This window comes from Flavobacterium sp., assembly GCF_035299005.1.
Taxonomy (GTDB): Bacteria; Bacteroidota; Bacteroidia; order Flavobacteriales; family Flavobacteriaceae; genus Flavobacterium.
On the sequence record NZ_DATGXL010000012.1, the window covers coordinates 292139 to 304950 of the forward strand.

Here is a 12812-nt window from a genome sequence, read left to right on the forward strand (position 1 = left end):
CACAGTGCGAGCTGTGATTTTTTTATTTAACCAAACTCTCAGCAATTTTTAAAGCACATTTTTCACCATCAATCGCTGCTGAAATAATACCTCCCGCATAACCTGCTCCTTCACCACAAGGATACAAACCTTTTATTTGAACGTGTTCCAATGAAAAATTATCTCTCGGAATTCTTACTGGTGATGACGTTCTGCTTTCTGGCGCATGTAAAATAGCCTCGTTAGTCATATAACCTCGCATCGATTTTCCAAATTGTACAAAACCTTCTCGCATGATTTGGGTTAAAAACCCAGGAAAAACTTGCCCCATTTCTATTGAAGTAGTTCCTGGAACATATGATGTTTTTGGAATATCCTTTGAAACTTTATTTTGTGTAAAATCAACCATACGCTGCGCGGGAACTTTCTGTGTTGAACCCGCTAAATACCATGCTTTTTGTTCAATACTTTTTTGAAATTCCATTCCTGCTAATGGACCAAATTTTTCAAATGGTTTAAAATCTTCCAATTTTAATTCCACCACAATTCCTGAATTAGCTGTTGCCTGATCTCGTTTTGACGGAGACCAACCATTAGTAACCACTTCGCCAAGAGCCGTTGCACAAGGAGCAATAACACCTCCTGGGCACATACAAAACGAATACATTCCTCGACCATTTACTTGCTTCACAATTGAATATGGCGCTGGTGGTAAATAATCACCTCTAAAATCGCACGAATATTGAATTTGGTCAATTAATTCTTGTGGGTGCTCTGCGCGAACACCTAATGCAAAAGGCTTCGCTTCGATAAATATATTTTTTTTATGCAACAGTTCAAAAATATCACGAGCAGAATGTCCTGTTGCTAAAATGACTTTACTAGCTGAAATTACATCACCATTTTGAATAACAACACCTTGCATTTCATTATTTCTCAATACAAAATCAGTTACTCGGGTTTCAAACAGTACTTGACCTCCACAAGCGATGATTTTTTCTCTGATGTCTTGAATTATCTGCGGTAATTTATTGGTTCCAATGTGCGGATGCGCTTCTACTAAAATATCTGGAGTAGCTCCAAAACCAACTAAAAGTGCTAAAATTCGGTCTACATCACCACGTTTTTTAGAACGAGTATATAATTTCCCATCCGAATATGTTCCTGCACCGCCTTCTCCAAAACAATAATTAGAATCTTCATTTACAATTCCATCTCGATTAATCGCTTTTAAATCGCGACGACGACCACGAACATCTTTACCTCGTTCTAAAACAATTGGTCTTAAACCTAATTCGATTAATTGTAAAGCAGCAAATAATCCTGCAGGACCTGCACCAACAACAATAACTTCTTGCTTATTAGTCACATTAGGATAATCTGGCAATTCGATTTTTGAGTCAACATATTCTTCACCAACCAAAAAAACATTTGCTTTTATATTCATTTTAATGGCTTTCTGTCTCGCATCAATAGAACGCTTTAGAACCACCACTTTTTGAATATCTTTTAGGCCTACTTGAAATAACTTTGCAACATGTTGGGCTAACAAACTTTCGTTTGCGGCTACTTCTGGTGAAACTTGAAATTGAAATTCGCGTGGCATTTAATTAATGAATTAAGATTATTCCGTTGCAAAAATAGTAATTTGAAAGTTGACTTTGTAACTTTGTATCCTTGAAACTTATATAATGCGAAAAATAAAATTAATTTGGGATTTTAGAGGAGAAGCAGCTGCAAAAACAGCAGAACATCATGATATTCATCTGAACGAATACTTAGAAAAAGAGAATATTGTTTTAGAAAAAACAGGTTTTGAAGTTATTAATGAAATGCATGCCATTGCTTTTATTGTGGTGGATGAAAATGACATGATTACATTTAGAGACATTTTAAAACCTCATCGCGGAGAAGTATTTCAAGCTGAAAATCAATAAAAAAATTCCAAACTCTAATTTTAGAAATTTAGAATTTGGAATTTATATTTTTTGAGATTAACTATTAATTTGCTACCTCACTAATAAACTTAATTCGCATCAAACGAAGCTCTTCGATATCATAATCGCCATCAAATTCTTTTAATGCGTCTTTAATATTATCAGATTCAGAATCCATGAAATAATCATGAATTTCTTCTTGTTGATCTTCATCTAAAATATCATCAATCCAATAATTAATATTTAATTTTGTTCCTGAATAAACAATTTGCTCCATTTCTTTTAACAAACCGTCCATATCTAAACCTTTTGCTTTTGCAATATCGTCTAAGGCTAATTTTCGGTCAACATTTTGAATAATATACAATTTCAACCCCGAATTAGCCCCTGTTGATTTTACCACCAAGTCATCTGGACGAATAATATCATTATCTTCTACATATCGTGCAATTAATTCAACAAATTCTTTACCATATTTTTTAGCTTTACCTTCTCCTACTCCATGCACATTACTAAGTTCATCGATTGAAATCGGATATTTTAGCGCCATATCTTCTAACGAAGGGTCTTGAAACACCACAAATGGAGGAATTCCAAGTTTTTTTGCCACTTTTTTACGCAAATCACGCAACATACTCATCAAAGCTTCGTCTGCAGTTCCAGATGATTTTGCTGCTGTTACAATAGCTTCATCTTCTTCTTCATTATATTCATGGTCTTCAGACATCTGAAACGAAGCTGGTTTTTTGATAAAAGCTTCTCCTTTTGCTGATAATTTTAAAACACCATAAGTCTCTATATCTTTTGTCAATAATCCATCAACTAAAACTTGTCGAATTAATGCCATCCAATATTTTTCATCAAATTTTGAACCGCTACCAAAATAAGGTTGTGTGTCTATTTTTTGCGCTTTAATAATTGCATTTATTTTCCCAACTAATGCAAAAATAACTTCTTTAGATTTAAATAATTGTTTAGTATCGCGAACCACTTTCAACAAAGTAACTACTTGATCTTGTGCCTCTACTTTAGATTTTGGATTACGAACATTGTCATCCATATCGGCACCTTCGCCATCAATATCATCAAATTCTTCACCAAAATAATGTAATAAAAATTTACGGCGCGACATTGATGTTTCTGCATAAGCTACAACTTCTTGTAATAATGCAAAACCAATTTCTTGTTCAGCAACAGGTTTTCCAGAAAGAAATTTTTCTAATTTTTCAATGTCTTTGTATGAATAATACGCTAAACAATGTCCCTCTCCACCATCTCGACCAGCTCGACCAGTTTCTTGATAATAACTTTCTAATGATTTTGGAATATCATGATGGATTACAAAACGAACATCAGGTTTATCTATTCCCATTCCAAAAGCAATGGTTGCCACAACAACTTCTACATCTTCCATCAAAAACATATCTTGATGTTTTGCACGTGTTTTAGCATCTAAACCTGCATGATAAGGCACCGCGCTAATACCGTTTACTTGTAAAACTTGTGCAATTTCTTCCACTTTTTTACGACTTAAACAATAAATAACTCCCGATTTCCCTTTATGTTGTTTAATAAATCGAATAATATCCGATTCAATATTTTTAGTCTTAGTACGTACTTCGTAATATAAGTTGGGACGATTAAATGAAGCCTTGAATGTATTTGCGTTAGGCATATCCAAGTTTTTCAAAATATCTTCTTGTACTTTAGGAGTTGCCGTAGCGGTTAATCCAATAACTGGAACATCGCCTAATTGACGCACAATGTTTCTTAAATTTCTATACTCAGGTCGAAAATCATGTCCCCATTCTGAAATACAATGCGCTTCATCAATTGCTACAAAAGAAATTTTAACTTCATTTAAAAATTGTAAATATTCCTCTTTTGTAAGTGATTCTGGAGCTACATATAACAACTTTGTTATCCCTGAAGTGATGTCTTTTTTAACTTGATTAACTTCTGTTTTGTTCAAGGATGAATTTAAAACATGGGCAATTCCAGTTTCAGAACTTAAGCTTCGTATAGCATCAACTTGATTTTTCATTAAAGCAATAAGTGGCGAAACAACAATTGCAGTTCCGTCTAACACTAAGGCTGGCAATTGATAACACAACGACTTACCGCCACCAGTTGGCATAATAACAAATGTATTATTCCCGGTGATGATACTCTTAACTACTTGTTCCTGAAGACCTTTGAATTGGTTAAAACCAAAATATTTCTTTAATTCTTTATGTAAATCAATTTCGTGTGGATTCATTCTCTATTAATATGATTTTACCTAAATTTGCAAACATAAAGATACGATTTTCTTTTAGACATACAAATTTTTTAATATTTCTATTTTGAGCACAACTGAAACGATTTTAGCTACCGCAAAAAGAACACTTTTATCAGAAAGTAAAAGCATTGAAAATCTAGTAAACTATCTAGATGAAGACTTCTCAAAAAGTGTTACCGAAATTTTTAATACCAAAGGAAGATTGGTAGTAACTGGAATAGGGAAAAGCGCATTAATAGCACAGAAAATTGTAGCCACATTAAATTCTACAGGAACTCCTTCAATGTTTTTACATGCCGCAGAAGCAGTTCATGGTGATTTAGGAATGGTACAACCTGAAGATATTGTAATTTGTATTTCAAAAAGTGGCAACAGCCCTGAAATAAAAGTATTGGCTCCTCTTTTAAAACGTTTTGGCAATACATTAATCGGAATGACAGCTGACAAAAACTCGTTTTTAGGAAAAGAATCGCATTATATTTTACATGCTTATGTAGAAAATGAAGCTTGCCCAAATAATTTAGCTCCTACAAATAGCACAACTGCACAATTGGTTTTAGGTGACGCTTTAGCCGTTTGTTTAATGGAAATGAGAAACTTTAAAAGCGAAGATTTTGCCGTTTATCATCCAGGCGGTGCTTTAGGAAAAAAATTATTGCTTCGTGTGAAAGATATGTTAGACACTACTCACAAGCCAATAGTAACACCTGATGCTTCTATCAAAAAGGTAATCATGGAAATTTCTGAAAAACGCTTAGGTGTAACTGCCGTAATAGAAAATAATCAAGTTATTGGAATTATTACAGATGGTGATATCAGAAGAATGCTGAATAATCGTGACACTTTTTCAGATTTAACCGCTAAAGATATTATGACAAAAAATCCTAAACATATTAGCTCAACAATATTGGTTTCTGAAGCTTTAGATATTTTAGAAAACAATGCAATTACACAACTGGTTGTAATTGACAACAATGAGTACAAAGGCGTATTACACTTACACGATATTTTAAAAGAAGGAATTGTATAATGGCAAAAAAGAATATGGGTGAGATGTCATTTTTAGATCATCTTGAAGAATTACGTTGGTTATTAGTTAGAAGCACAATTGCGATTTTAGTTTGCGCCACAATTGCTTTCTTTTTTAGTGATTTTATTTTTAACGAAATTATTTTTGGCCCAAAAGACCCAAACTTTATTACCTACCGCATTTTTTGTGAACTATCAACTGAATTACAACTGTCAGAATCTTTTTGTGTCAAAGAATTACCTTTTAACATCCAAAACACAGCTATTGAAGGCCAAATATCGTTATTAATTTGGACGTGTATTACGGCTGGTTTTATCATAGCTTTCCCATACATATTGTGGTTATTATGGAAGTTCATTAGTCCGGCCTTATATGAAAAAGAAAGAAAATACGCTAAGTCATTTATTTCAATTGCATCCTTATTGTTTTTTCTAGGAGTATTATTTGGCTATTTTGTAATCATTCCAATGTCGGTAAATTTCTTTGCTACTTTTACAGTAAGTCCTGAAATCAAGAACGACATCAATATCCAATCCTATATTGGAATGATCAAAACTTCTGTAATTGCGTGTGGATTAATTTTTGAAATGCCAATAATAATTTATTTCTTATCAAAAGTAGGATTAGTAACACCAGAATTTTTAAGAAAATATCGAAAATATGCAATTGTATTAATACTGGTAGTTGCCGCAATTGTTACACCTCCTGATGTGGTGAGTCAAATTGTAGTTTCAATTCCTTTATTAATTTTATATGAAATCAGTATTTTTATAAGTGCTATAGTGATTAAAAACAAAGAAAAAGAAAAATTAAACGCATAAATAATGGCTGATTTAGTAAAAGAATTTAACGATTACCGTTCAAAAATGAACGAAAAATTATTAGCAGACAACAACAAAGTCATCAAAAGAATCTTTAATGTAGATACGAATGCTTACATGGAAGGCGCTTTAGACGTAAAAACCAAAGAACTTTTAGGATTAGTAGCTTCGGCGGTATTACGATGTGATGATTGTATCAAATACCATTTAGAGACCGCTTACAAAAACGGTGTTACAAAAGAAGAAATGATGGAAAGCATGGGAATTGCTACTTTAGTAGGCGGAACCATTGTAATTCCTCACTTAAGAAGAGCTTACGAGTTTTGGGAAGCTTTAGAAAACAATTAGTTAATTTTAAAATTAATCAATTTGAAAATTTGAAAATGTAATTATTTGTTAATTCATTTATTCTATTGATTATTTTTACTTTATTTGTTTATTGATACTATTTAAGATATGATTTTGAGCATTCACTCATTTTCAAATCTTCAAATTTTCAAATTAAAATCATGAAATTAAGAGCAGAAAATTTAGTTAAAACCTATAAAAAAAGAAGTGTAGTTAAAGGAATTTCAGTAGAAGTAAATCAAGGAGAAATCGTAGGTTTATTAGGTCCAAATGGAGCTGGAAAAACAACATCATTCTACATGATTGTAGGTTTAGTAAAACCAAATAGTGGCAATATTTATTTAGACGATATGAATATTACCAACTTCCCTATGTACAAACGCGCACAAAATGGAATTGGCTATTTAGCACAAGAAGCTTCTGTTTTTAGAAAATTAACTATCGAAGACAATATTATGAGTGTCTTACAATTAACTACTCTTTCAAAAGCAGAACAAGAGGCTAAAATGGAAGCGTTAATTGACGAATTTGCTTTGCAACACATTCGCACCAATCGCGGTGATTTACTTTCTGGAGGAGAACGCCGTCGTACGGAAATTGCTCGCGCATTAGCAACTGATCCAAAATTCATTCTTTTAGACGAACCTTTTGCTGGAGTTGACCCAGTAGCAGTAGAAGATATTCAAAGAATTGTTGCACAATTAAAAAACAAAAACATCGGAATTTTAATCACCGACCATAATGTACAAGAAACATTAGCCATTACAGATAAAACATATTTAATGTTTGAGGGAGGCATTCTAAAAGCAGGAAAACCAGAAGAACTAGCTGCTGACGAAGTAGTAAGACGTGTTTATTTAGGACAAAATTTTGAGTTGCGTAAGAAAAAAATCGATTTTGAAGCTCCAAAAACGACTATCATTCACGGTAAAGGAGAATTAAACTTGAATAAAGAAGAATAAAAAAATCCCTCAAATCAATGAGGGATTTTTTTATTCTTCTTTATTATTGAATACACTTCAATAACAACTTATTTTTATCTCCATTAAAAATATTTACATCAACCATACCATTAACGCCTTCAATTTGTGCTTTTTCAGTGAATTGCCAAAACTGCCAATCAGATTCTAAATCATTGCGCCAAAAATTATAATTGGCAATCCAGAGCGGATACTCAGAAAACTCTTCTTTTAAAAAATCGGTATAATAACTTTCTCCTGAATAAATGATTGGCTTTACTTTATAGTGCTTTTCAACTTTTTCTAACCAGCGTCGTAATCCAATTTTTAGACTATCAATGGATTGCGATTTAGGCAATTTTTCAATATCTAAAACAGGTGGTAAGTCCCCTTTTTTGAGTCTAACATTTTTAATGAAATTTTCAGCTTGTTCGATTGAGTTTTCGTTTGGTCGATAATAATGATAAGCACCGCGAATCAATTGACGTGCTTTTGCTCCTTTCCAATTCTCTTCAAATTGTGAATCTACTCTGTCTTTTCCTGCTGTTGCTCGAATAAACACAAAAGACAACTCAAATGATTCATCAATATGATAGGTTTGTTCCCAATCAATTTCGCTTTGATATTCAGAAACATCAAAACCAATGGCTTTGTCATCGTGTTTTTGCAAAACTTCATAAATTCGAATATCGGCTAATTTTCGTTCATCTGCGGTTAATTCATTAGCATATTTATCAGTTTTAAATCCTAAATAATACAAAAAACCATCATGAAATTTATATATACCAATCAAAACAATTAAAAACAAAAAAAAGGAAAAAACAACCAAAAACCACTTTCCAAAAAAACGTGGTTTACTTTTTTTAATTGTTCTTTTTCTTCGAATTGGTTGCGCCATTATTTTTTAGTCAAAACAGCATTGTTCAGTACAGATAACGCAACATAAAGTAATATTATTACAGGTAAAGCGGTAAATTCTAGTACAAACAATAAAACTACTGACAATACTAAAAAGATAACTTGCATTTTATTTTTTTCCCAACTAAAGTTTTTAATTTTTAGAGAAAATAAAGGAATTTCTGCATTTAACATGTAAGCACTCAACAAACTAATTCCCAACAATACAAATGGATTGAACAAAGCATCAACTAGCCACTCGTGGGTCCCAGCAAATTGAATCATTGGAATACTCATAATAAATAATGCATTAGCTGGAGTTGGCAAACCAATAAATGAATCTGTTTGACGTGTATCAATATTAAATTTTGCTAATCTATAAGCAGAAGCCAATGTGATGATAAATCCCAAATAAGGTACAAATCCCATGTAGTAATATTCTTCCGTTAAAAAATATTTTGAAGTATCATCTTCCTGAATATCTTGCAACAACTTGAAAATCATAAGTCCTGGCACTACTCCACTTGTAACTACATCCGCAAGCGAATCCAATTGCAAACCTAATTCGCCAGAAACATTAAATTTACGAGCAAAAAATCCGTCCCAAAAATCAAAAAAGATGCCTACACATACAAAAATAAAAGCCTCATCATAATAGCCTTTAAAAATGGCAATAATAGCTAATAAACCACTAGCAAGGTTTAATAAAGTAATAGCGTTTGGAATGTGTTTTTTAATTTGCATACAAATACGTTTAAAAAATACTCAAAAAGTAGAGCTTTAAATAATTTACAGCAAATGTAATACAATAAGTTAATACATTTAGAGTTTAGTATTTAAGAAATTTATTTCATCTTTGTAAAAAAATTGGCATTGAAAAAGACCGTTTTATTTCTTTTCGTTTGTATTACTTCATTAAACTACGCACAAACCGTTCGAAAATACTCGAATGAGTTTATGAATATTGGTGTTGACGCCGCGGCTTTAGGTATGTCCAATGCGGTAGTTTCACATACAAATGATGTAAATTCAGGTTATTGGAATCCGGCAGGTTTATTGCATTTAGAAGACAAACAGTTTTCATTAATGCATGCTAATTATTTTGCAAATATTGCCCAGTACGATTACGCTGGATTTGCAATGCCAATTGACGACCGAAGTGCCGTTGGAATTTCGTTAATCCGCTTTGGAGTAGACGATATATTAAATACCACCCAATTGATTGATAGCGAAGGAAATATAGACTACAACAGAATTTCATTATTTTCCACAGCTGATTACGGCTTAACTGTTTCCTATGCCAGAAGCTTACCTATTGAAGGTTTAAATTATGGGGTAAATGCCAAAGTAATTCGAAGAGTTATTGGCGACTTTGCTAATTCATGGGGATTTGGATTGGATTTAGGAATTCAATATATCAGTGATGAGGAAGACTGGAAATTTGGCTTAATGATTCGTGACATCACCACAACTTACAATACTTGGACTATCGACGAAGAAAAATATCAAGAAATTGCAGATGCTATTCCAGGTGAAAATCAAGAATTGCCAGAAACCAGCGAAATTACCTTACCAAAAGCACAATTAGGAATGTCTAAAAAATGGATTATTCGTTATGATTATAGTCTGCTAGCGGCCGCCAACTTGAATATGCAATTTGCGCAGACTAACGATATTATTTCTACAAGTGCAGTAAGTATAGACCCTGCTTTAGGATTAGAGTTTGGTTATATTGATTTAGTTTACCTACGTGGTGGTGTTGGAAATTTTCAACAAATCACACAAATTGACGATTCTAAAAAACTAAGTTTCCAACCTAATATTGGCTTAGGATTCAAATACAAAGGCATTCAAGTAGATTATGCACTAACTGATTTGGGCGATCAAAGTGCCGCTTTATATTCCAATATTTTTTCGTTAAAAGTAGATTGGGAGTTGTTTAGATAATTTCAGAAATAAATATAGAAACAAGAAGAAAGACTTTAAATAAAATGATAAAAAAACTACTTTTCGCGTTATTAATTTTGATTTCTTTTAATGGTTTTTCCCAAAATATTTCACTTTCAAATCAAGCAAAAGTAAGTATTTTAACTTGCGGTACTGGACCAGAATCATACGCAATGTATGGTCACACTGGAATTCGAATTCAAGATGTTTCACAACAAATTGATGTAGTATATAATTATGGCGCATTTGATTTTAGCACACCAAATTTCATTGGAAGATTTGTAAAAGGCGATTTACAATATTTTGTTACTAATGGCAGCTATATTGACTTTTACAACAATTATCAGGCTGAAAATAGAGAAATTATTGAACAAGAATTAGCACTATCTTCAACACAAATCAATCAATTGTTTCAGCAATTAAATGCTTCTGTTTATAGTGATGAACGATTTTACACTTACAAATTCATTGATAGAAATTGTACTACGATGGTTGTAGATAAAATCAATAAAACTTTAGGAAAAGAGTACATAAAATCAAACAGTTCAAATCAATCATATAGAGAAATATTATATCCATATATGTCTGATTTTTACATGAAATTAGGCATTCAATTAATTTTTGGAACTAAAGTAGACGAACCTGCTACGCGCCTATTTTTACCTTATGAATTCAAAAAAGCAATTTCGCAAACTAAAGTTAACGGAAAAACTGTAGAGAAATCAAATGAAACAATTTTAGTTGCCCAAAAAACTAACATCCCTTTCAATTGGTTAAACTCTATTTATTCTTTAATTGGCGGATTGCTACTTTTAGTTATTTTAGGCAAAAAATGGATTCAAACTACCTACTTCATTATCGCTGGATTATTAGGTATGTTTTTCTCTTTAGTTGGTTTATATTCTCTCCATGAAGAAATATTATGGAATTATAATATTTTATTATTCAATCCAATTTTATTAGTTTTTGCTTGGTATCATTGGAGACAGAATTACGTTAAAATAGTTTTAATTGGTAAAATTTGTCTTGCCTTTTTACTAATATATTTCGTTTATATGTTAAACAAAATTCACTTAGAAATTGTGTGGCCGTTTATAGCACTCCATTTTTATTGGATTGGAAAACTTGTTTTACAGAGTAAGAAATTAAAGTAATTAGAACTACTTTAAACACACAAACAACTAATCTTATAAAACTATTTTATTGTCCTCTAAAAAACAAAACCGTACTCATTGTTTTTACTACAATATTAATATCTAGAAACAAACTTCTGTGTTTAATGTAATATAAATCGTAGCGCAATTTCATCAGACTATCTTCAAGACTTGTACCGTAGGAATAATTCACTTGTGCCCAACCCGTTAGCCCAGGTTTAATAACATGTCTTGTTTGATATAGCGGAATTGTTTGAGCAATTTCGTTTACAAAAATGGGGCGCTCGGGTCTTGGGCCAATTACCGCCATATCTCCTTTTAAAACATTTATAAACTGAGGCAATTCATCCAAACGAGTCTTTCTTAAAAACTTACCAAAAGGTGTGATTCTAGTATCATTTACTGTCGCAAAAACAGCTCCATTTTTCTCAGCATCTTGAACCATTGTTCTTAATTTGTATATTGTAAATGGAATACCGTTTTTCCCAACCCGTTCTTGTGTATAAAAGAAAGCTCCTCTGTTTGCAAAAAGATTAACAAACAACAAGATTGGAGCAATTAAAAAGAAGCCAAACAAACCAATTATTGAAAAAGCAATATCAAAAATTCGACTATAATACACATACAATTTATTCTGATTACTTCTACTAAAAGGAAAAAACTTATATAGTTCTTTACTTTCAAAATTAATCGGCAATCTATAGGTACTATTTTCATAAACTTCCTTGTATTGACGAATAACAATTCCTCGCTCTAAATAGCTTAGTAATTCTGAATACAATTCAATAGAATTAGTCTTATTCTTAATTTGAGTAACAACAATTTCAGAAACATAATTCTTATGAATAAATGATTCCAAACAAGTTTCATCAACTAAATTAATTTTGGTTTTTTGAGGTGTTTCATCTGTTGCCACATATCCCACAACACTATAATGAGGATTAACAGAAAATAATTCAGCAACTAATTGATCTATTTCTTTGCTGCTTGCAATAAACAAAACCTTTTTAAGGAATCGATTCGATGCTAAGAATACAATATATAAATTACGCCACACTAATAAAGCCACTAAAATAGCAAAGAAAAACAAGATAATTTGCAAACGATTAGATGGTAAAATAGGAGTATAAAAAGGTGTCAATAGATACAACAACACAGTCAATGCTGTTGTGAGAATGATACTTTTGGTAATTTGAAATCGATTACTTGCGGTTTGCAAATTATACATCTCAAAAATTGTCCCAAAGAAATTAATATATAAGGCTAAAACTAATGTCCAATAATAATTTGTCTTAGAAACTTTAAAATAATCAAATTGCAAAAAATGACCTATAAGTGCTAAAGTTAACACAACAAAAAGTACATCCAAGATACGTAAAAGAATTTTGCGCTCAGATATTTCAAAATGAATTTTTTTGGCACTAGTCATAATTTTTGGGGGATTATTCTTGTGCAAAGT

The 12812-nt window shown here is 31.9% G+C and carries 12 protein-coding genes; 7 read left to right on the forward strand and 5 right to left on the reverse strand.

The annotated features are described in order from the left end of the window. Window positions 1–22: 22 nt before the first annotated feature. Entirely contained in the window at window positions 23–1585 is a 1563-nt protein-coding gene (locus tag VK164_RS07240; protein WP_324208714.1) for an NAD(P)/FAD-dependent oxidoreductase, read from the reverse strand. Window positions 1586–1667: 82 nt separating this feature from the next. Between VK164_RS07240 and VK164_RS07245 the strand changes: the two genes are divergently transcribed. After that, window positions 1668–1916: a hypothetical protein gene (locus VK164_RS07245; RefSeq protein ID WP_324208844.1), complete on the forward strand. Its 249-nt coding sequence runs from the start codon at window positions 1668–1670 to the stop codon at window positions 1914–1916. Window positions 1917–1980: 64 nt separating this feature from the next. Here VK164_RS07245 and recQ read toward each other — a convergent pair whose 3' ends face one another. Then, window positions 1981–4176, reverse strand: coding sequence for a DNA helicase RecQ (gene recQ / locus VK164_RS07250; RefSeq protein WP_324208715.1), 2196 nt, complete (start codon window positions 4174–4176; stop codon window positions 1981–1983). Window positions 4177–4261: 85 nt separating this feature from the next. On the opposite strand from recQ, the gene VK164_RS07255 reads away from it, so the two are divergent. From VK164_RS07255 to lptB, 4 genes are all read left to right on the forward strand, one after another. After that, the gene (locus VK164_RS07255; RefSeq protein WP_324208716.1) at window positions 4262–5227 is read left to right on the forward strand and encodes a KpsF/GutQ family sugar-phosphate isomerase; all 966 of its coding nucleotides are present in this window, start codon (window positions 4262–4264) and stop codon (window positions 5225–5227) included. Next, window positions 5227–6048: a twin-arginine translocase subunit TatC gene (gene tatC, locus VK164_RS07260; RefSeq protein ID WP_324208717.1), complete on the forward strand. Its 822-nt coding sequence runs from the start codon at window positions 5227–5229 to the stop codon at window positions 6046–6048. The genes VK164_RS07255 and tatC overlap by 1 nt, the downstream gene beginning before the upstream one ends. Window positions 6049–6051: 3 nt before the next feature. Continuing rightward, window positions 6052–6396 carry a carboxymuconolactone decarboxylase family protein gene (locus VK164_RS07265; protein WP_324208718.1) on the forward strand — a complete coding sequence of 115 codons (345 nt, stop codon included), beginning with the start codon at window positions 6052–6054 and terminating at the stop codon, window positions 6394–6396. A gap of 161 nt (window positions 6397–6557) precedes the next feature. Then, on the forward strand, window positions 6558–7358 hold the full coding sequence (gene lptB / locus VK164_RS07270; RefSeq protein ID WP_288982265.1) for an LPS export ABC transporter ATP-binding protein: 801 nt from the start codon (window positions 6558–6560) through the stop codon (window positions 7356–7358). Window positions 7359–7401: 43 nt separating this feature from the next. On the opposite strand, the gene VK164_RS07275 is transcribed toward lptB, so the two are convergent. Beyond that, window positions 7402–8253, reverse strand: coding sequence for a glycoside hydrolase family 25 protein (locus tag VK164_RS07275; RefSeq protein ID WP_324208719.1), 852 nt, complete (start codon window positions 8251–8253; stop codon window positions 7402–7404). Next, complete coding sequence (locus VK164_RS07280) at window positions 8253–8996, reverse strand: CDP-alcohol phosphatidyltransferase family protein (RefSeq protein ID WP_324208720.1); 744 nt, start codon at window positions 8994–8996, stop codon at window positions 8253–8255. The genes VK164_RS07275 and VK164_RS07280 overlap by 1 nt, the downstream gene beginning before the upstream one ends. Window positions 8997–9209: 213 nt before the next feature. Here VK164_RS07280 and VK164_RS07285 point away from each other — a divergent pair, with 213 nt between their 5' ends. Then, window positions 9210–10199 (forward strand): PorV/PorQ family protein, encoded by a 990-nt coding sequence (locus VK164_RS07285; RefSeq protein WP_324208845.1) that lies wholly within the window; start codon window positions 9210–9212, stop codon window positions 10197–10199. A gap of 44 nt (window positions 10200–10243) precedes the next feature. Next, window positions 10244–11353 carry a DUF4105 domain-containing protein gene (locus tag VK164_RS07290; protein WP_324208721.1) on the forward strand — a complete coding sequence of 370 codons (1110 nt, stop codon included), beginning with the start codon at window positions 10244–10246 and terminating at the stop codon, window positions 11351–11353. 46 nt (window positions 11354–11399) lie between these two features. Here VK164_RS07290 and VK164_RS07295 read toward each other — a convergent pair whose 3' ends face one another. Further along, window positions 11400–12782, reverse strand: coding sequence for an exopolysaccharide biosynthesis polyprenyl glycosylphosphotransferase (locus tag VK164_RS07295; RefSeq protein ID WP_324208722.1), 1383 nt, complete (start codon window positions 12780–12782; stop codon window positions 11400–11402). Window positions 12783–12812: the final 30 nt, after the last annotated feature.